Genomic DNA, 21006 nt, shown 5'->3' on the forward strand with positions numbered 1-21006 from the left:
GAAAGTCTGTGACTCCCCTGTCCTTTGCCGTCACTTGGCGCTACCTTCCTGGACACCAGTGGGAGCGACTCCATCAGTCGACGCGTCCGTCATGACGCGCCCGAGCTGCAAGGACTCGCTCATGCGACACCCCCCGCGTTCAATGCTTTTAGCCGTCACCGGTGCGGTCGCCTTTGTCGGGGCCATGCTCGTTCCAGTGGTCACGGCGTCCGGTGCCACTCCCGCGTGCACGGTGGAGTACTCGGTCACCAGCCAGTGGGACACCGGCTTCCAAGGTGCGGTGCGGATCACCAACAACATGGCACCGGTGAGCAGTTGGAGCCTGAGCTTCGACTTCGCCGGCGGCCAGAAGGTCACCCAGGGCTGGAACGCCAAGTGGTCCCAGTCCGGTACGACGGTCACCGCGGCCAACGAGAGCTGGAACGGCGCGCTCGGCACCGGCGCGAGCGTCAGCGCCGGGTTCCTCGCTACCTGGTCGGGGAGCAACGCCGTACCGTCCGTGTTCAAGCTCAACGGCACGACCTGCAACGTGGATTCGCAGCCGACGCCGACTCCGACACCCACCCCCACGCAACCCCCGACGAGCGGCACCGCACCCGCGCTGCACGTCTCCGGCAACAAACTCGTGGACGCCGGCGGTACCAACCGCCGTCTGCTCGGCGTCAACCGGTCCGGCGGCGAGTTCATGTGCGTACAGGGCTACGGCATTTGGGACGGCCCGGTGGACGACGCGGCCGTCGCGGCGATCGCCGACTGGAAGGCCAACACCGTCCGTATCCCGCTCAACGAGGAGTGCTGGCTGGGCCTTTCCACCATCAAGCCGGAGTACGCGGGCGCCAACTACATCGCCGCCGTCAAGGACCTGGTGGCGAAGGTCGAGGCGCACGGCATGACGCCGATCATCGATCTGCACTGGACCTACGGCCAGTACACCGGCAACTCGGCGGGCTGCTCCGACGTGCACGCCACCTGCCAGAAGCCGATGCCCGACGCGCAGTACAGCCCGTCGTTCTGGTCCTCGGTCGCCAGCACCTTCAAGGGCGACCAGGCGGTCGCGTTCGACCTGTTCAACGAGCCCTACCCGGACCGCGCCACCTCCACGACCACCCAGGCGTGGCAGTGCTGGCGGGACGGCGGCACCTGCCCCGGCATCGGGTACGAGGTCGCCGGTATGCAGGATCTCGTCGACGCCGTACGGTCGACCGGCGCCAAGAACGTGATCATGGCCGGCGGGCTCGCGTACTCGAACGACCTCAGCCAGTGGCTGGCCTACAAGCCCACCGACCCGACCGGCAATCTCGTCGCCGCGTACCACGTGTACAACTTCAACACCTGCGCGAGCGAGAGCTGCTGGAACTCCACCCTCGCCCCCGTCGCGGCCCAAGTGCCGCTGGTGGCAGGGGAGATCGGCGAGAACACCTGCTCGCACGCCTTCGTCGACCAGGTCATGAAGTGGTTCGACGACCGCGGGCTCTCGTATCTCGGCTGGACCTGGAACACCTGGGACTGTTCCGCGGGTCCCTCCCTGATCTCCGACTACGCCGGTACGCCCACGGCGTACGGCATCGGGCTGCGCGACCATCTGCGCGCCCTCAACGGATAGGCGCCCCCGCACACCGAACAGCGCACATCACAGCACCCGCAACCAACTTCCTTACCAGACAAGGAAACCCGCACTCATGAGCCGTACCAGAACAGCGTTGCTCGCTGCCTTGGTGCTCGTCGCCGGGGCCTCGGGGACGGCGGTCGCCGTCACCCCCTCGTCGGACGTCGGCATCGCCGCGATCCCCTGCACCGTCGACTACAAGGTGCAGAACCAGTGGGACACCGGCTTCACCGCCGCCGTCACCGTCACCAACAACTCGGCCGCCAAGTCGAGTTGGGCCGTGAAGTGGGCGTACGCCGGCAACCAGCAGGTCACCAGTGGCTGGAACGCGAAGATCAGGCAGAGCGGGACCGCCGTCACGGCGGCCAACGAGACGTACAACGGGAGCCTGGCGACCGGCGGTTCGGTCAGCTTCGGCTTCAACGCCTCCTACAGCGGCACCAACGCGCTCCCGACCACCTTCACCCTCGACGGCGTGACCTGCAACGTCGACGACGGCAGTGGCGGGGGAGGCGGCGGTGGCGGCACCGATCCCAGCGGGCGGGTCGACAACCCGTACGCGGGCGCCAAGGTGTACGTGAACCCGGAGTGGTCGGCGAAGGCCGCCGCCGAGACCGGGGGCAGCCGGATCTCCAACCAGCCCACCGGCGTCTGGCTCGACCGCATCGCCGCCATCAACGGTGTCAACGGCGGCATGGGCCTGCGCGCCCACCTCGACGCGGCGCTCGCCCAGAAGGGCAGCGGCCAAGAGGTCGTCCAACTCGTCGTCTACGACCTCCCCGGGCGTGACTGCGCGGCCCTCGCGTCGAACGGAGAACTCGGACCGACCGAAATCGGGCGCTACGAAACCGAGTTCATCGACCCGATCGCCGCGATCCTCGCCGACAGCAAGTACGCCTCGCTGCGGATCGTCACCACGATCGAGATCGACTCCCTGCCCAACCTCGTGACCAACACGGGCAGTCGGGCCACCGCCACCCCGCAGTGCGACACGATGCTCGCCAACGGCAACTACGTGAAGGGCGTCGGATACGCGCTCAACAAGCTCGGCGCGATCCCCAACGTCTACAACTACATCGACGCAGGCCACCACGGCTGGCTCGGCTGGGACGACAACTTCGCCCCCTCCGCGAACCTCTTCTACCAGGCCGCGAACGCCTCGGGCGCGACCGTCAACGACGTGGCCGGCTTCATCACGAACACGGCCAACTACAGCGCCCTGAAGGAGAACAACTTCACCGTCAACGACAGCGTCAACGGCGTCTCCGTGCGCCAGTCCAAGTGGGTCGACTGGAACCGCTACGTGGACGAGCTGTCGTACGCCCAGGCATTCCGCAACCAGTTGGTGTCGGTGGGCTTCAACTCCGGTATCGGCATGCTGATCGACACCTCCCGCAACGGCTGGGGCGGCTCCGCCCGGCCGACCGGTCCCGGCGCGACGACCAGCGTGGACACGTACGTCGACGGCGGACGCTACGACCGCCGTATCCAGGTCGGCAACTGGTGCAACCAGTCCGGTGCCGGTCTCGGCGAGCGTCCGCAGGCCGCACCCGCGACCGGGATCGACGCGTATGTGTGGATGAAGCCGCCGGGTGAGTCCGACGGTTCCAGCACCGCCATCGCCAACGACGAGGGCAAGGGCTTCGACCGGATGTGCGACCCGACGTACACGGGCAACGCCCGCAACGGCAACAACATGTCGGGTGCCCTGCCGAACGCTCCGCTGTCGGGGCACTGGTTCTCGGCGCAGTTCCAGCAGTTGATGGCGAACGCGTACCCGCCCCTGTAGATCCCCTACAGAAAACGGATACAGCAATCGCATACCGCATCGCACATGGCATACAGCCCTCGCGCCCCCTCTGGGGCGCGGGGACTATCCCTCGCCGGCCAGGCCCCGGCGGATCGCGAACTCCACCGCCGAGTGGTCGCCGTCGGGGCGGTCCAGCTCGTAAGGCACCGCGGGCAACAGCGGCGGCTGCCCCATGAAGCGGGGGCGGTCGCCGTGGTGCGGCTGGGCCGCGTGGACCAGGAAGGGGTGGCAGAGGTACACGTCACCGGGCCTGCCGGTGGCGTACGCGAGGGGGCGCCCGGTGGATGCCTCGGCCACCTTCGGGCCGAGCGTCAGTGAGGAGGCGCCCCTCTCGCCGTACGGTTCGAGGACGCGCGGGACGTCGAGGTGGGAGCCGACCCGGATACGCGTCGGCGCGTTCTCCTCGGTGACCTCGGTGTACAGCATCAGCATCAGCAGGGCCCGGCCGCGCGAGCGCAGGTTCGCGTACGGCCACTCGTTCTCCGCGCCCTCCGCGACATAGCTGCCCTCGATGTGCCAGCCGGCGTCGTCCGGTTCCGTCGCGTGCGGGAAGCGCAGCGGAAAACTGCCCACCGAGTACCGGGACTGCCAGCGGCCTGCGCCCACCAGGAGGTCGAACGCCTCATGCAGGGCAGGGGAGTTGACCGAGGCGGCGAACGGCCCCTGGGGCATGTCGCTCACCCACACCACGGGGTCCTTCCAGGTGCCGGGATCCTCCGCGTCGTAGCCCGTCTCCCGCCACAGCAGTCGAGCACAGTGCTCGGCGACCCGCGGTGGGAAGGCCCCTTCGATCCTCACGAACCCGTCTTCGAGGAAGCGTTCCACCATCACGTCGTCCGCGTAGTCCATAGAGGCATGCTCGGCGACCGGCCGCCCACATCGCATCCGATTTTTTGCCGCTTCGGCAAGGCAGGTGGCCGTCGGAGGGTGCGTCGGCGCAGGCTGGCGGCACGCGGACGAGAGGGTGACCACCATGGCGCACGAGCACGACGAGAAGCACGCACACCACGACGAGAAGCACGCACACCACCACGACCACACCGACATCGACTGGGCCGTCATGGGCCCCCTGCTGGAGACCCAGGCGGAGCTCTTCGCGCCGCTGTACGAGCGGGCGATGGCGTGGCTCGCGAAGGAGCGGACCGAGCCGGGGCTGATCGTCGACGTGGGCAGCGGGCCCGGTGTGGTCGCGTGTCTGTTCGCGGAGACGTTCCCGGGTGCCCGGGTCGTCGCGGTGGACTTCTCCGCACCGCTCCTGGAGCGGGCCCTCGCCCGCGCCGACCGGCAGGGCTTCGGCGACCGCTTCGGCACGCTCGCCGGTGAACTGCCCGAAGTCCTGGGGGAGTTGGCGTACCCGGCCGACCTCCTGTGGGCCAGCCGCAGCCTGCACCACCTCGGCGACCAGCGCGCCGGTCTCGCCGCCTTCGCGCAGCGGCTCGCGCCCGGCGGCACCCTCGCTATCATGGAGGGCGGCCTGCCGTCCCGGTTCCTGCCCCGCGACTTCGGCATCGGCCGCCCGGGCCTGGAGGCGCGGATCGACGCGATCGAGGCCGAGTGGTTCGCCCGGATGCGCGCCGACCTCCCCGGCGCCGTCACCGAGACCGAGGACTGGCCCGCCCTGCTGGGCTCGGCCGGCCTGAAGTACACCGGCAGCCGCAGCTTCCTCCTCGACCTGCCCGCCCCGGCCCCGGACCGCGTCCGCGCCTACGTCGCGACCTGGCTGACCCGGGTGCGTGACGTCTACGGCGAGGCCATGGACGCCGAGGACCGGGCCACCCTCGACCGGCTCGTCGACCCCGAGGACCCGGCCGGTGTGCACCGGCGGGCCGATGTGTTCGTGCTCGCCGCGCACACCGTGCACACGGCGGTGCGGACGAGCTGAAGAGCCCGTGATCCCGGCGGTGGGGACGAGCTGAAAGGGCCCGTGATCTCGACGGCTTGACTTCGGGAGTGCTCAAGGTGATGAACTGCCCCTCAGACTGCGCGGAGTTCACCGACCCACGGGGGTACCACCACCATGAACGACAACTCTCACGTCGCGCTCATAACCGGCGGCGGCAGCGGTATCGGGGCCGCCGTCGCCCGGCAACTCCTCAGCGCCGGGGGCCGGGTGGCCGTCACCGGCCGCAGCGAGCAGCGGCTGCACGCCTTCGCCGCTCAACTGGGCCTCCCCGAGGGCCTGTTGACGATCCCCGGCAGCGCTTCCGAATACGACCAGGTGCAGGCCGCCGTCGAGACGACGCTCAAACAGTTCGGGCGGCTCGACGCGGTCGTCGCCAACGCCGGTGTCGCCACGCACGACTCGGTCGCCGAGGGCGACCCGGCCGGGTGGACCGAGATGGTGCTGACCAACGTCCTCGGGCCCGCCCTCCTGATCCGGGCGTCCGTCGACGCGCTGAAGCAGACGCACGGCCGGATCGTGCTGATCGGCAGCGTCGCCGGGTTCGTGCACACACCCGGCAACATCTACGGCGCCACCAAGTGGGCGATGACCGGTCTCGCCGAGAACACCCGGCGCGAGGTCACGGAGTTCGGCATCGGGGTGACCCTGGTCGCCCCGGGCCGGGTGGAGACCCCGTTCTGGGACGGCAACGGCAGCCTGCCGCCCGGCCATCTCCTGACCGCCGACCAGATCGCCGACTCGATCCTCTGGGCGATCCGCCAGCCCGCCGGCGTCGACATCAACACCGTCGTCGTACGACCGATCGGCCAGCCCAACTGACGCGGCCCGGCCCAACTCGTGTACGAGTGCGGCCCGTTGCCGCGACCGCTCGCGGCAACGGGCCGACCCCGCCCCTCCCGGGCTCAGTTGTTCTGCAGGAACTGCTTCGCCAGCTGGTCGCCCAGCGAGACCGCCGCGCTGTGGCTCTCGATGGGGGACACCGTCGAGTTCTTGAACAGGATGTACGTCACGCCGGAGTCGGCGCCGCCGGTCGCCGGGTCGGGGTCGATGCCGAGGGCCTTGGCGGTGGCGTACGAGGCCTCGCCGATGATCTTGGTGGGGCCGGTGTCGCCGACGACGGCGTACTCGACCTTGTTGTTGTAGATCACGGCGACCACACCGCCGCCCTTGATGCCGTAGCTGGAGTACTTCCAGATGCTGCTGGAGCTGGGCACCACGATGTAGGGCAGTGAATCCGCCTTCAGGGGTTTGCCGTTGGACTGGTGGAACGCCGTGTCGTCCTGGTACCAGGGGTCGGCGTTCTCGTTGCAGTTCGAGGTGCGCTGGCCGTCGCAGTCGATGTCCATGTCGGCCTTCCAGAACACGGCGCCGTTCTTGCCGCAGACCGGGACGGTGGCCGAAGTCTCGTCGTCGGTACGGTACTTGCCGTTCGATATCTGCGAGCAGGACGTCACCTTGGAGAGCAGGTCGGCCGCGCTGACCGTGCCCTCCTGGGCGGACCTCGGGGTGGCGCCGGAGGCGCTCGCGGGGAGCACTCCGGCGGCGAGCAGGGCGGCGCCTGAGGCCGCGGCGAGGGTCAGTGTTCGCATGCGCACTGTGGGGGACCCTTCTGTTAGGAAAGTTTCCTTACCAGGTGCGCAACAAGGTGGACCCGACGACATGCCCGCGTCAAGACCCTGGTACGAACCAAGTGGTCCGCGGGCGCGGGAAAACGACGCGCCCCGGAGCCACAGGGCTCCGGGGCGCTCGTATCACCCGGGGTCAGGCCAAGTGCCTTGGATTCAGCCCGCGTTGAACGTCGACGGGTCGGGACCCAGTCGCCGGTCCTCGTTCAGCGCGCTGATCGCCGCGAGGTCCTCGGTGTCGAGGCTGAAGTCGAAGACCTCGATGTTCTCCTTGATCCGCGACGGCGTCACGGACTTGGGGATCACCACGTTGCCGAGCTGGAGGTGCCAGCGCAGCACGACCTGGGCCGGCGAGCGGCCGTGCTTCTGGGCGATGGCGACGATCGCCGGGACCTCCAGGAGGCCCTTGCCCGAGCCGAGCGGCGACCAGGCCTCGGTCGCGATGCCCTGCTCCGCGTGGTACTCGCGCGCCGCGCGCTGCTGCAGCTGCGGGTGCAGCTCGATCTGGTCGACCGCCGGGATGACCGACGTCTCGGCGATCAGCCGGGCCAGGTGGTCGGGTTCGAAGTTGGAGACGCCGATGGCGCGCACCCGGCCGTCCGCGTGCAGCTTCTCGAACGCCTTGTAGCTGTCGAGGTACTTGTCCCGGGCCGGGGTCGGCCAGTGGATCAGGTACAGGTCGAGGTACTCCAGGCCGAGCTTCTCCAGCGACACGTCGAAGGCGCGCAGCGTGGAGTCGTACCCCTGGTCGCTGTTCCAGAGCTTGGTGGTGACGAAGAGTTCCTCGCGCGGGACGCCGGAGGCGGCGATGGCCTTTCCGGTGCCCTCTTCGTTGCCGTAGATCGCGGCTGTGTCGATGCTGCGGTACCCGGCCCCGAGCGCCGTGGCCACCGCCCGCTCCGCCTCGTCGTCCGGCACCTGCCAGACGCCGAAGCCCAGCTGGGGCATCTCGACACCGTTGTTGAGGATGATCGGGGGGACCTTGCTGCTCACGAGCTCTCGATCCTTCAGTCGTCGGTTGGTACCCCCATCGTCAACGATCACGGGCCGTAATGCATTCCTGACTGCGAAACCCGTCCCGGCTGACCGGCCGGTCAGCACCGGAAGTCGAAGATTGGCGAGAAATGCATCCGACCTTATTCGGTCCGGACCATTGACCGCGGCCCGTCATGCCGCAACGCTGAATCACGCCACGGGACGCGTTCGTGAACCTGGTGCATGCATGTGAACACCAGCACCTGTCTGGGCTCTGACACCCCCCACCCTTCAGGAAAGCAGGTACGCGCACATGAGTGAGACGCTGCCCGAGGCCCATCACGCGGCACCGCACGCTCGTGAAACATCGGATGAAAAGGTGTGGCAAACGCCTCGTCAAGCGGTTGTCGAAACCGCCCTCGACACGACCGCCCACGCCCTCGGCGACCGCTGACCGCGGGTCGGAACGGCGAACGCAGACACACCGTGACCGCGACACCCGCGCCCGTCGACGAGGCCGCCACCCGGAGAAACCACCGGGTCCACGGAGCGGCCGCACCCCGCCACCGCGGAGCGCCACCACGACCGACACCCCGTCAACTCCCTCGCGCACGGCGGCGAACCGAGCCCGCGCTCCGCCACGACCGGCTCCGCGACGGCAGCCGCGAGGCGGACGGGATCCTTGCCGAACCCGCCGAACGGCTCCCGGTCGCCGACGAAGTCCCGGAACCACTGGCGGAGTTACGGAAGGAGGGGCGGCTCCCATGACCGAGGCCTCAGTGACCGCCGGACCGCGCCGCGGGCATTGCTCCAACCCTGCCGAACTGATCAGTCGGTCAAGAGAGTTGACGGCTGATCAGCGGCATGAGGATGTTCCGGGCAGGCCGCCGGCCCGGGCGTCGTACCGCCCCGTCCGCCGGGAGGCGATCCGCTCGCCGGACGCGACTTCCCCCGCCCGTCAAGCGAACCCGCTTGCCCCTTGAACCCACCGCCCTTCGAACCCACCCGCCCCATCGCCCCCTTGGAAAGGGAGAAGCATGAGACGACGACGCCTGCGAGCGGGACTGGCGGCGGTCGCCCTGGCCACCGCCGCCCTGACCGCGGCCTCCCCGCCACTGGAAACGGTGGCGGCGGCGAGCCGGCCCGCCGCCGCGCCCGACTGGTCCGTGGCCGTGGTCGACTCGACGACGGCCCGCTACACACCGAGCACCATCGGCGGCTGGTCGTACCCCGTCGGCCTCTACCTCTACGGCCAGTACCTCACGTACAAGCGTACCCACGACCCCCGCTACCTGACCTACATCAAGAGCTACGTCGACCGTTTCGTGAAGAGCGACGGCTCGATCGACCAGTCCTTCAACAGCCTCGACAGCATGCAGGCCGGCCGCCTCCTGGTGATCCTGCACCACGAGACCGGCCAGGACCGCTACCGCAAGGCGGCCAAGAAGATCCGCGACCGCCTCGACACCTACCCGCGCACGAGTGATGGCGGCTTCTGGCACGCCGACAGCAGCAGCCGCGCCCACCAACTCTGGTCGGACGGCGTCTACATGGTGAACCCGTTCCTCGTCGAGTACGGCAGGGAGTTCGGCGACAGCGCGTACGCGAACGACGAGGCGTCCCGGCAGCTGTACGTCTACGGCAGCCATCTCCAGGTCGCCAACGGCCTGTTGAGGCACGCCTACGACGAGTCGCGCACCGCGAGCTGGGCCGACCCGCAGACCGGACTCGCGCCGGAGCACTGGTGCCGGGCGGTCGGCTGGTACGCGATGGCGATCACCGACGTCCTCGACGCACTCCCCGCCGACCACCCGCGACGCCCCCAACTCATCGGCATCCTGCGCAAGTTGGCGGCCGGTCTGGAGAAGTACCAGGATCCGGCGACGGGACGCTGGTTCCAGGTCATGGACAAGGGCGGCCGGAGCGACAACTGGACCGAGACGTCCTGCTCCAGCATGTTCACCTACGCCCTCTCGCGCGGCGCCCAGCAGGGCTATCTCGACCGGCACTACGCCGACGTCGCCCGGCGCGGCTACGAGGGCGTCCTCGCGAAGCTCTCGGTCGGCACCGACGGCCGCACGAATCTGACCGACATCTCCATCGGCACGAACGTCGGCGACTACGCGTACTACGCCGCCCGCACCCGCGCCACGAACGACTTCCACGGCCTGGGTGCCTTTCTGATCATGAACGAACAACTGAGGGGTGATTAGTGTCATGGGCACGTCGAGAAGAAGGATTCTCGGGGCCGCTCTCGGCGGTGCCGCCGGCGCCGCGGTGGGACTGTCGACCGCCACCACCGCGCACGCCGCCTCCTGGCAGCAGAAGTGGGCGCCGACCGCGACCGGCGACGGACTCGGCGCCTTCGAGACCGTCGAGGACGACCGCGCGGACTCGCACCCGGCCGGACAGCCGCACATCTACGCCACCGGGGACAACTGGCGCTTCAACATGCATACGGTCGACCGCGACACGTCGACCGACCGGCAGCGCCAGGAGGTCACCGGTCTGCGCACCGGCAGCAGCAGCTACCTCAAGTGGACCGAGGGGCAGACCTGGCGGATCACGTACTCGATGTACATCCCCAGCTCCCTGAAGGCGACCACGACCTTCACGCACATCATGCAGATGAAGCAGCCCGGCAACGGCACCTCGCCGATCGTCGTGCAGTCCCTGCGCCGGGTGAACGGCGTGCAGACCATCGAGCTGAACCTGCCCGTCGCCGGCGTCCTGGTCGGCCGTACCGATCTCGATCCGCTGCACGACCAATGGACCGACGTCGACTTCCGGATCAAGGTCGGCGACGGCACGGCCGGTTCGGTCCGCTGGATCCTCACGTCCGGCTCCACCACCGTGATCGACGAGTCGAAGACCGGCGTCGACACCTTCCTGGCCGACCGGGTGCGCCCCAAGTGGGGCATCTACCGCTCCCTCGGCGACACCTCCGGGTCCCTGCAGGACACCTACCTCCTGCTCACCGATCTCCGCGGCTACCAGCTCGTGTGAGGAGACCGATCCATGAAACCCCCCATGTACAAACGGAGTTGGGCGGCGAGCGTGTTCTTCGCGTTCGCCGTCGTCCTCGGCCTCGCCCACCCCTCCGCCCTCGCGACCGCACGCCCCGCACCGCATGCCGCCGTCTACGACGTGCGGGACTACGGTGCCAAGGGCGACGGTTCCGCCAACGACACCCCGGCCGTCAACAAGGCCATCACGGCGGCCAACGCGGCGGGCGGCGGCACGGTCCGCTTCCCCGCCGGCACGTACAAGTCCAAGAACACCATCCACATGCGGAGCAACGTGACGCTCCAGGTGGACACGGGCGCCACGGTCCAGGGCTCGTCGGCGGACACGTACGACAAGGCCGAGTCGAACGCCGACGACCAGTACCAGGACTACGGGCACAGCCACTTCCGCGACGCGATGATCTACGGCGACCGGCTCACGAACATCGGCTTCGTCGGCGGCGGGGTCATCGACGGGCTCGGCAACCTGATCACCGGCAACCCCAAGCCGGGCGAGGCCGACAAGATCCTGTCGCTGACGCGCTGCGACGGGCTCCGCATCGGTGACGGGCTCACCCTGCGCAGGGGCGGCCACTTCGCCGCGCTCATCAACGGCTGCACCAACGTCACCTCGGACCGCCTGACCATCGACACCGCGAGCGACCGCGACGGCTGGAACATCATCTCCACGACGAACGTCACCGTCACCAACGCCAGCATCAAGGCCAACGACGACGCACTCGTCTTCAAGAGCGACTACGCGCTCGGCGCCAAACTCCCCAACGGTCATGTGCGCGTGAGCGATTCGTATCTGTCGGCCAAGTGCTGCAACGCCCTCATGTTCGGCTCCGAGACCTGCGGCGACTTCTCCGACTACCGGTTCGAGGAGATCCGGATCGAGGGCGCCGACAAGTCCGGCCTCGGCATGGTCTCCATGGACGGCGCGAAGATCTCCGACGTCCACTACCGCGACATCACCATGACCGGCGTCCACTCACCGATCATGGAGAAGATCGGCACCCGCAAGCGCTGCGGTGGCAGCCCGGGGGTCGGCTCGATCAGCGACGTCACCTACGACAACATCACGGCCACCGGCAACTCCCCTTCCTTCAGCCCGACTCTGTGGGGCGAGACCGGTCACCGCATCGACGGGGTCACGTTCACGAACGTCGACATCACCGTCCCCGGCGGCAACGGCACCATGTCGACCGGAGTGCCGGGCAACGACCCGAACGACTACAACCCGAAGGCCATCGGCACCCGGCCGGCCTACGGCTGGTACCTCCACAACGCCGACCACGTCCAATTCACCGACAGCTCGGTGAAGTTCGCGGCGGACGACGGCCGGCCGGCGGTCGTCGCCAACGCGGCGAGCGGCATCCGGTTCACCGGCTTCACCGCCCAGCGCGGCACGAACTCGCCCTACGACCTGGGCTTCCAGGACGTGAACGGCTACTGCGTGAGCGGCGCCGGTTCGCCGCGCGTGTCCAGCACCGGCTCCACCGAGAACTGCGCGCCCACGAACGCCCGCCCGCTCGACCTGGAGAACCCCCGCCAGGACTTCCTCCGCGGCTCCGTCGGCGGCCTCTTCCTGCACTGGGGCCTGCGCACCGCGCCCGCCCACACGAGCTGCACCGCCTGGGAGAACGACGTCACGAACGGCGGCTGGACCCCCGACTACTGGGTGAACGAAGCCCAGAAACTGCATACGCAATACCTCGTACTGGCCACCTTCCACAGCCGGCTCGGCTACGCCCGACCCTGGCCCTCCAAGATCCCCGGCTCCTGCTCCACCAAGCGGGACTTCCTCGGCGAACTGATCACCGCCGCGAAGGCCAAGGGCATGAAGGTCGTCCTCTACATGACCGACGACCCCCAGTGGCACGACGACGGCGGCCACGAGTGGCTCGACTCGGCCGCGTACTCCGCCTACAAGGGCAAGACCGTCGACCTGACCACCCGGGACGGCTTCGGGCAGTTCGGCTACGACAACTTCTTCGAGGTCATGGACCGCTACCCCGACCTCGGCGGCTTCTGGATCGACAACGACAACGCGTACTGGGAGAGCCACGACCTCTACCAGCAGATCTACCAGAAGCGCCCGAACTACACCCTCAGCAACAACAACGAGGACACGCCGATCATGGACATGATCAGCAACGAGCAGAAGACGGGGATGTCGCCCGCATACGATTACCCGCAGGCTGTATACACCGCGCAACCCCGGCTGACGGAAGCCGACTTCAAGCTCCCGTCGACCGGTGCCTGGTGGTACGACGGCTCCAACCCCTCCGTCGACCGGGCCCTCACCCTCGGCCGGCTGATCACCAACGCGGGCTCCTCCGTCAAGGCGCTGATGGCCGAGACCGCCCAGGTCAACGGCAAGTTCCCCGCCAACCAGGCATCGTTCAACACCTTCGCCGACTCCTACCTCGACCCCATCTGGGAATCCCTGCACGGCACCGAGGGCGGCGGCTACATGTACGGCGGCCTCAAACCCGGCTTCTGGAACGACGGCGCCCACGGCGTCACCACCATCAGCCGGACCGACCCGGACCTCCAGTACGTCCACGTCCTCACCCCGCCCACCACGAGCACGCTCCGCATCCGCGACAACGGCTACCGCATCGCCTCCGTCACCAACCTCCGTACCGGCGCGGCGATTTCGTGGTCCCAGTCCGGCGGAGTGCTCACGCTCAGCGGCCTCGGCGGCTGGGACCCGTACGACACCGTCTTCAAGGTCACGACCGCCGGCCGCCAGGGCATCCTGTCCGGCGTCACCGTGACCGCGAGCGCCTCGGCGAGCGGGCACGCGGGTGCGGCGGCCGGCGACGGCAGCTACCTCACCTACTGGGACAACGACAAGACGCTGCCCGTCAACCTCACCTTCGACCTGGGCAGTTCGAAGAAGGTGCAGTACATCGGGCTCAACCAGCGTGAGGACTCCGTCGCCTACGCCCGCTCCGACACCGAGCAGTCGGCGCGGATCAAGGCGTACAAGGTGTTCCTGAGCAGCGACGGCACGAACTGGGGGAGCGCCGTCAAGACCGGCGAGCTCCCAAGTCGCCGCGGAATCCAGGGCATTGACCTCACCGCCGCGAACGCCCGCTACGTCCGCCTCGAAGTCGACTCCACCTGGGCCGCGTCCACCGACACCACCCGCTACAAGCGGCTGCGGATCGACGAGGCGTGGATCGGCACCTCCTACGCGACCCCCGGGGGATCGTCATGACACCCGTCCGACCCAGACCGTTCGTGGCAGCGCTCGCCGGGCTGCTGGCCGCTTCCGCGCTTCCCCTCCTGAGCGGCGCGACCCCGGCCGCGGCCTCCGACAACGGCCAGTCCACCCGGCCCGCCATGGGCTGGAGCAGCTGGAGCTTCGTCCGCCGTTCGCCCACCGAGGCCAAGATCAAGGCGCAGGCCGACGCCCTGGTGTCCAGCGGCCTCAAGAACCACGGCTTCGTGTACATCAACCTCGACGACTTCTGGCAGAAGTGCGACACCAACGGCTTCACCGTCGACTCCTACGGCCGCTGGGCCGCCGACCCGGCCAAGTTCCCTTCCGGGATCAAGGCGTTGGCCGACTACATCCACTCCAAGGGCCTGAAGTTCGGCTTCTACGTCACCCCCGGCATCGCCAAGAACGCGGTCACCGCGAACACCCCGATCGAGGGCACGTCGTACCACGCGAAGGACATCGCGGACACGTCGAAGACGGAGAAGAACTACAACTGCAAGAACATGTACTACATCGACTACGGGAAGCCGGGCGCCCAGGAGTTCGTGAACTCGTGGGCGAAGCAGTTCGCCTCCTGGGGTGTCGACTACCTGAAGATCGACGGCGTCGGCAGCGCGGACATCCCCGACGTCCAGGCCTGGGACACGGCGCTGCGGGCGAGCGGACGGGACATCAACTTCGCGCTGTCCAACAACCTTCCGATCGCCGACGCCGCCAACTGGCGCCGGCTCGCGAACAGTTGGCGCACGCAGGGTGACGTCGAGTGCTACTGCGGTCCCGGGGCCAACGGCAGCGGCTATCCGCTCACCGACTGGTCGCACGTCTCCGCACGCTTCGACAAGGCCGCCGCCTGGCAGCCGTACGCCGGTCCCGGCGGCTGGAACGACCTGGACTCGCTGGAGGTCGGCAACGGCGACCAGGTGGGACTGACGGCCGACCAGCGCCGCTCGCACTTCACCCTGTGGGCGATGGCGGCCTCACCGCTGCTGCTCGGCACCGACCTCACCCAACTCGACTCCGTCGACAAGGCGATGCTCACCAACGACCGCCTGATCGGCGTCGACCAGGACGGGGCCGCCGCCAAGCGGATCGTCAGCAGCGGCGTCAAACAGGTCTGGAGCAAGAAGGAGAGCGACGGCCAGTACGTCGTGGCGCTCTTCAACACGGGCACGTCCGGCAACGCCACCGTCAGCGTGAACTGGTCGCAGGTCGGCTTCACCGGGACGGGCGACGTCACCGACCTGTGGTCCGGCTCCCACAAGGGCGCCGTCACGGACACGTACAGCGCGACCCTGCGCCCCGGCGAGACCCGCCTGATCCGCGTAGAACCCAGCTGAACGACCGGGAGCGGCAAGGTCTCCCGGTCCAGGGAGACCTCCGCTTCCCATTGTCAGGAAGCTTTCCTGACACTCGTCCGCACTCCCCACCCCACTCCCCACCCCACTCCCCACCCCACTCCCCACACCAGGAGGACGACCCCATGCACCAGGCCCTACGACCACCCCGACCCGGCACGGTCCTCGCCGCGCTGCTCGGACTGACGCTGTCTCTGCTGTTCACTGTGTCGCCCACGTCCCACGCGGCCACCGCCCGCCCGCTCGCCGCCCCGGGCATGGCGGTCGCCCCCTACGAGTACCTCGGCTGGGGCAGCCCGCAGAACCCCACCTCCGTGATGGCGGCGACCGGCGTCAAGTGGTTCACCCTCGCCTTCATCCTCTCCGACGGCTCCTGCAACCCGAAGTGGGACGGCTCGCGCCCGCTGACCGGCGGCGACGACCAGGCGAAGATCAAGGCGATCCGGGCGGCCGGCGGCGACGTCGTCGTCTCCGTCGGCGGCTGGAGCGGCGCCAAGCTGGGCGAGAAGTGCTCCAGCGCCGCCGCGCTCGCGGGCGCCTACCAGAAGGTGATCAGCGCATACGGCCTCAAGGCCCTCGACATCGACATCGAGAACACCGAGTGGTCCAACGCGACGGTCCGGCAACGGGTGATCGACGCCCTGAAGACCGTCAAGGCGAACAACTCCGGCCTGAAGACCGTCATCACCTTCGGTTCGACGACCGGCGGCCCGGACTCCACCGGCGTCGACATGATCAAGCGCGGCGCCGACTCCGGTCTGGCGAACGACGTCTGGTGCATCATGCCGTTCGACTTCGGCGGCGGCGCCACCACCATGGGCACGCTCACCACGCAGGCCATGGAAGGACTGAAGGCGAAGGTCAAGTCGGCCTACGGATACGGCGATGCGACGGCGTACGCGCACATCGGCCTGTCGTCGATGAACGGGAAGACCGACGACTCCGGTGAACGCGTCCGCGTCGCCGACTTCAAGACCATGCTCGCCTACGCCCAGCAGCACCACATCGGCCGCCTCACCTACTGGGCCGTCAACCGCGACCGGGCCTGCGGCTCGGGCTCCGACGGCGACTCCTGCAGCGGCGTGACACAGCAGCCGTACGACTACCTCAAGGTCTTCGCCCAGTACACGGGCTGAGGGGACACACCGCCATGAAACCCACCCGAGCACTGCCCTGGTGCCTCTCCCTGGCCCTCGCGATCCCGCTCGTCGGTCTCGCGCAGGGCACGGCGAGCGCGGCCACCGACTACCAGGCCGAGGACGCCACCGTCGTCCAGGGCGCCGTGGCCACCAACCACACCGGCTACACGGGCACCGGCTTCGTCGACTACACCAACGTCACCGGCTCCTATGTGGAGTTCACGGTCACTGCCACCGCCGCCGGCACCGCGTCGCTCACCCTTCGCTACGCCAACGGCACCGCCACCGACCGCCCGTTGGACATCTCTGTCAACGGAACGGTCGTCGCGTCCGCGGTGTCCTTCCCGGCCACCGCCGACTGGAACACCTGGGCGACGAAGACCGTGAACGTCCCGCTGACCGCCGGCACCGACAAGATCCGGGCGACCGCGACCACCGCGAACGGCGGCCCCAACCTCGACCGGATCAGCGTCGGCACGGCGGCCGACGCACAGGCACCGACCCGTCCCGGCCAGCCCAGTTGCTCCGACATCGGCGAGGACGGCCTGACGCTGGTCTGGGGCGCCTCCACCGACAACGTGGGCGTCACGGCGTACGACCTGTACGAGCACGGCAACAAGATCGGGGAGGCGACGGGGAGTTCGACGTCCAAGACCCTCACCGGCCTCGCCCCGAACACCACGTACGACCTCACCGTCATCGCCCGCGACGCGGCCGGCAACACCTCGCCGGCCAGCCCGGTCGTCGACTGCACGACGAAACCCAGCTCCGACACCACCCCGCCGACCAGGCCCGGGACACTGTCCGCGGCCGGCATCACCTCGAACACGGCCGACCTCACCTGGGGCGCGTCCACCGACGACCGATCGGTTGTCGCATACGACATCCGCAGCGGGGACACCGTCTACAAGTCGGTCACCACCGGCACCTCGACCACCCTGACCGGCCTCGCCTGCGACAGCCCCTACTCGCTGGACGTCGTCGCGCGCGACGCGGCCGGCAACCTCTCCGAGCAGAGCAACACCGTCACCTTCACCACGAAGGCCTGCGCCGCCGACGGCGGTGTCCCGTCCGCCATCACCACGCTCTCCACCGGCTGGACGATCCCGTGGGGCATCTACTGGATGCCGGACGGCCAGAGCGCCCTCGTCACCGAGCGGGACGACTTCCGGGTCTGGAAGACGGCCAAGGACGGCACCCGGACCCAGGTCGGGACCGTGCCCAACGCGGTCACCACCAACGGCGAGGGCGGCCTGCTCGGCGTCGCCGTCGACCCCAAGTGGGCCACCAACCACTACGTGTACTTCATGCACACCGCGTCCGAGGGCAACCGGGTCGTCCGCATGACGTACGACGGCACCTCCCTCACCGGCTACACGGTCCTGTTGCAGGGCATCAAGAAGAACCGCTACCACAACGGCGGCCGGCTCGCCTTCGGCCCCGACGGCTACCTCTACGTCTCGACCGGCGAGGCCCAGACACCCGACCTGGCCCAGGACAAGACCTCCCTCAACGGCAAGATCCTGCGCATGACGACGGACGGCAAGCCGGCTCCGGGCAACCCGTTCGGCAACTACGTCTACTCGTACGGCCATCGCAACCCCCAGGGCCTCGCCTTCGACCGCAACGGCCGCCTGTGGGAAGCGGAGTTCGGCAACAGCTCCAAGGACGAACTCAACCTCATCAAACCGGGCGCCGACTACGGCTGGCCCACCTGTGAAGGGAGTTGCAGCGTCGCCGGCATGACCAACCCCAAGGCCACCTGGAACGTCGACGAGGCCTCGCCCAGCGGTATCGCCGTCGTCCGCAACGTCGTCTACATGGCGTCCCTGCGCGGCGAACGCCTGTGGCGCATCCCGATCAACGGCGACAACGAGAGCGTCGGCACCCCGACCGCGTACTACGTCGGCACCTACGGCCGTCTCCGCACGGTCACCAAGGTGCCCGGCGCCGACCAGTTGTGGCTGTCGACCACCAACTGCGACAACAACGGCAACCAGGCGGACGGCTCCGACAAGATCTTCCGTGTGAACATCGGCTAGGGCAGCGGGAGTTCAGGCCCGGTACAGCGCCTCGACCTCGTTGGCGTACGTGCTCTCGATGGCCTTGCGCTTCAGCTTCAGGGACGGAGTCAGCAGACCGTGCTCCTCGCTGAAGGGCTGGGCCAGTATCCGGAAGGTGCGGATCGACTCGGCCTGCGAGACCAGGGTGTTGGCGGCGACCACCGCGCGCCGCACCTCGGCCTCCAGGTCGGCGTCCCGCACCAACTGGGCCGGCGTCAGCGGCGGTTTGCCGCGCATGGTGAGCCAGTGCTCGACGGCCTCGTGGTCGAGGGTGACGAGGGCGGCGATGTAGGGGCGGTCGTTGCCGACGACGATGCACTGCGCGACCAGCGGATGGTCCCGCACCCGCTCCTCCAGCAGCCCCGGCGCGACGCTCTTGCCGCCGGAGGTCACCAGGATCTCCTTCTTGCGCCCGGTGATCGTGAGATAGCCGTCCTCGTCGAGGGAGCCCAGGTCACCGGTGGCGAGCCAGCCGTCGTGCAGGGTCTCGTCGGTGGCCTTCTGGTTGTTGAGGTAGCCCTGGAAGACGTTGGGGCCGTTCAGCCAGATCTCGCCGTCGTCCGCGATGTGCACGGTGACTCCCGGGACGGCCTGGCCGACCGTGCCGTAGCGGGTGCGCTCGGGCGGGTTGGCGGTCGCGGCTGCCGTGGACTCGGTGAGGCCGTAGCCCTCGTAGATCTGCACCCCCGCGCCCGCGAAGAACAGTCCGAGGCGGCGGTCCATGGCCGAACCGCCGGACATGGCGTTGCGGATACGGCCGCCCATCGCGGCCCGCACCTTGGAGTAGACGAGCTTGTCGAAGAGCTGGTGCTGCATGCGCAGCCCGGCCGAGGGGCCGGGGCCGATGCCCCAGGCCTTCTCCTCGATCGCGTCCGCGTACTTCACCGCGATCTCCACGGCCTTCTCGAACGGCCCGGCCCTGCCGTCCTTCTCGGCCTTGCGGCGGGCCGCGTTGAACACCTTCTCGAAGATGTACGGCACGGCGAGGATGAACGTCGGCCTGAAGGCGACCAGGTCGGGCAGCAGGGCGGCGGCGTTGAGCTGCGGCTGGTGACCGAAGCGGACCCCGCCGCGGATCGCCGCGACCTCCACCATCCGCCCGAAGACGTGCGCCAGCGGCAGGAACAGCAGGGTCGCCGCCTCGTCGCCCTTCTTCGAGTGGAAGACGGACTCCCAGCGGTCGATGACCGTGTCCGCCTCGTACATGAAGTTGCCGTGCGAGAGGACACAGCCCTTGGGTCTGCCCGTGGTGCCCGAGGTGTAGATGATCGTCGCCGTCGAGTCCGGGGTGACGGCCTGCCGGTGCCGGTGCACCACCTCGTCCTCGAGGTGCGCGCCGGCGTCGTACAGCTCCTGCACGGCACCCGTGTCGAGCTGCCACAGCTGGTGCAGCGCGGGGAGGCGGTCGATGACGGTGGCGATGGTCATCGCGTGGTCCTCGTGCTCGACCATGGCCGCGGAGACCTGCGCGTCGTGCAGCATCCAGAAGCACTGCTCGGCCGACGACGTGGGGTAGACCGGCACGACCTGGGCGCCGATCGTCCACAGCGCGAAGTCGAACAGCGTCCACTCGTAGCGGGTACGGGACATGATCGCGACCCGGTCGCCGAAGCGGACGCCCCGCGCGAGCAGGCCCTTGGCGAGGGCGAGGACCTCGTCACGGAACTCGGCGGCGGTCACGTCCCGCCACTCGCCCCGCTCGTCCTTGCGGCCCAGGGAGACATGGAGGGGCTCGTCCCGGGCACGCTCGAACACGACGTCGGCCAGACCGCCCACCGGCGGTGCCAACGCCAACGGCGGGTTGTTGTACTCGCGCAAACCTCGCTCCCCGCTCCTGTCGGCACTCCCCACAGCGCCGTGAAAGCTACCCCACCGGACGGAAGGGCGGGAGGGGGTCGGAAACCGAGCAGTGCTCACGTCCGTACCGGTCAGCGCCGGAAAATACCCTCACAAGGGGAAGGGTCGGACAGAAAACCTTACGGTTCCGTAGGTTTCGGCCCCGCAATCTCCACTGAATCTCCTCCTCGGCCGGCGCCGGCGCGACCGATGCCGTCACTCCGGCCCGCTCCGCCCGCCGACTCGCCCCGCCTCAAAGTAAGTTCAAGATAAATCATGCGCAAAACCAAGCACTCGGAGATGGGAATCACAGTGTTCGGCGATCGAATGTGGCTCGTCCGAAACGAAGCCGCAGGGATCTCCCGAGAGATCTTTTCCGACGCTGGAAAAAATCTTCGGAAATCCTCCGGGCGAGACCCCCCGAAGGGAATATCGAATTGAAGACCAAAAA

Annotated in this window: 15 protein-coding genes; 11 read left to right on the forward strand and 4 right to left on the reverse strand. The window is 68.6% G+C overall.

What is annotated here, in order from left to right; translation table 11 throughout:
• Positions 1 to 121: 121 nt before the first annotated feature.
• Both ACIQBL_RS09470 and ACIQBL_RS09475 read left to right on the forward strand, forming a co-directional pair.
• The gene (locus tag ACIQBL_RS09470; protein ID WP_401938703.1) at positions 122 to 1603 is read left to right on the forward strand and encodes a cellulase family glycosylhydrolase; all 1482 of its coding nucleotides are present in this window, start codon (positions 122 to 124) and stop codon (positions 1601 to 1603) included.
• 76 nt (positions 1604 to 1679) lie between these two features.
• Complete coding sequence (locus ACIQBL_RS09475) at positions 1680 to 3395, forward strand: glycoside hydrolase family 6 protein (protein ID WP_401938705.1); 1716 nt, start codon at positions 1680 to 1682, stop codon at positions 3393 to 3395.
• Positions 3396 to 3479: 84 nt separating this feature from the next.
• Here the strand turns inward: ACIQBL_RS09475 and ACIQBL_RS09480 are convergent, their stop codons facing one another.
• Positions 3480 to 4265, reverse strand: a complete 786-nt coding sequence (locus ACIQBL_RS09480; protein ID WP_401938707.1) for a phytanoyl-CoA dioxygenase family protein — start codon at positions 4263 to 4265, stop codon at positions 3480 to 3482.
• Positions 4266 to 4389: 124 nt separating this feature from the next.
• Here ACIQBL_RS09480 and ACIQBL_RS09485 point away from each other — a divergent pair, with 124 nt between their 5' ends.
• Together ACIQBL_RS09485 and ACIQBL_RS09490 are read left to right on the forward strand one after the other, a co-directional pair.
• Positions 4390 to 5298 (forward strand): class I SAM-dependent methyltransferase, encoded by a 909-nt coding sequence (locus ACIQBL_RS09485; RefSeq protein WP_401938708.1) that lies wholly within the window; start codon positions 4390 to 4392, stop codon positions 5296 to 5298.
• A 135-nt stretch (positions 5299 to 5433) separates the two neighbouring features.
• On the forward strand, positions 5434 to 6138 hold the full coding sequence (locus ACIQBL_RS09490; protein WP_401938711.1) for an SDR family oxidoreductase: 705 nt from the start codon (positions 5434 to 5436) through the stop codon (positions 6136 to 6138).
• 83 nt (positions 6139 to 6221) lie between these two features.
• On the opposite strand, the gene ACIQBL_RS09495 is transcribed toward ACIQBL_RS09490, so the two are convergent.
• Complete coding sequence (locus ACIQBL_RS09495) at positions 6222 to 6914, reverse strand: glycoside hydrolase family 75 protein (RefSeq protein WP_401938713.1); 693 nt, start codon at positions 6912 to 6914, stop codon at positions 6222 to 6224.
• A 186-nt stretch (positions 6915 to 7100) separates the two neighbouring features.
• A complete protein-coding gene (locus tag ACIQBL_RS09500; RefSeq protein ID WP_401938716.1) occupies positions 7101 to 7937 on the reverse strand; it encodes an aldo/keto reductase in 837 nt (278 codons plus the stop codon).
• A gap of 295 nt (positions 7938 to 8232) precedes the next feature.
• Between ACIQBL_RS09500 and ACIQBL_RS09505 the strand changes: the two genes are divergently transcribed.
• The 7 genes from ACIQBL_RS09505 to ACIQBL_RS09535 all read left to right on the forward strand — a co-directional run bounded on the left by ACIQBL_RS09505 (position 8233) and on the right by ACIQBL_RS09535 (position 18698).
• The gene (locus ACIQBL_RS09505; protein ID WP_401938718.1) at positions 8233 to 8373 is read left to right on the forward strand and encodes a pyrroloquinoline quinone precursor peptide PqqA; all 141 of its coding nucleotides are present in this window, start codon (positions 8233 to 8235) and stop codon (positions 8371 to 8373) included.
• 583 nt (positions 8374 to 8956) lie between these two features.
• Positions 8957 to 10132, forward strand: a complete 1176-nt coding sequence (locus ACIQBL_RS09510) for a glycoside hydrolase family 105 protein (protein WP_401938721.1) — start codon at positions 8957 to 8959, stop codon at positions 10130 to 10132.
• A 4-nt stretch (positions 10133 to 10136) separates the two neighbouring features.
• A complete protein-coding gene (locus ACIQBL_RS09515) occupies positions 10137 to 10925 on the forward strand; it encodes a Tat pathway signal sequence domain protein (protein WP_401938723.1) in 789 nt (262 codons plus the stop codon).
• Positions 10926 to 10937: 12 nt separating this feature from the next.
• The gene (locus tag ACIQBL_RS09520) at positions 10938 to 14156 is read left to right on the forward strand and encodes a glycosyl hydrolase family 28 protein (protein ID WP_401938724.1); all 3219 of its coding nucleotides are present in this window, start codon (positions 10938 to 10940) and stop codon (positions 14154 to 14156) included.
• Positions 14153 to 15499: a glycoside hydrolase family 27 protein gene (locus tag ACIQBL_RS09525; protein ID WP_401938726.1), complete on the forward strand. Its 1347-nt coding sequence runs from the start codon at positions 14153 to 14155 to the stop codon at positions 15497 to 15499. Before ACIQBL_RS09520 ends, ACIQBL_RS09525 begins: the two co-directional genes overlap by 4 nt.
• A gap of 143 nt (positions 15500 to 15642) precedes the next feature.
• Positions 15643 to 16653 carry a chitinase gene (locus ACIQBL_RS09530; RefSeq protein WP_401938729.1) on the forward strand — a complete coding sequence of 337 codons (1011 nt, stop codon included), beginning with the start codon at positions 15643 to 15645 and terminating at the stop codon, positions 16651 to 16653.
• A gap of 14 nt (positions 16654 to 16667) precedes the next feature.
• Entirely contained in the window at positions 16668 to 18698 is a 2031-nt protein-coding gene (locus tag ACIQBL_RS09535) for a PQQ-dependent sugar dehydrogenase (RefSeq protein ID WP_401938732.1), read from the forward strand.
• Positions 18699 to 18710: 12 nt separating this feature from the next.
• Here the strand turns inward: ACIQBL_RS09535 and ACIQBL_RS09540 are convergent, their stop codons facing one another.
• Entirely contained in the window at positions 18711 to 20537 is a 1827-nt protein-coding gene (locus tag ACIQBL_RS09540) for an AMP-dependent synthetase/ligase (RefSeq protein ID WP_401938734.1), read from the reverse strand.
• Positions 20538 to 21006 lie beyond the last annotated feature (469 nt).

Origin of the sequence: Streptomyces sp. NPDC088350 (genome assembly GCF_044753545.1) — a bacterium.
Classification (GTDB): domain Bacteria; phylum Actinomycetota; class Actinomycetes; order Streptomycetales; family Streptomycetaceae; genus Streptomyces.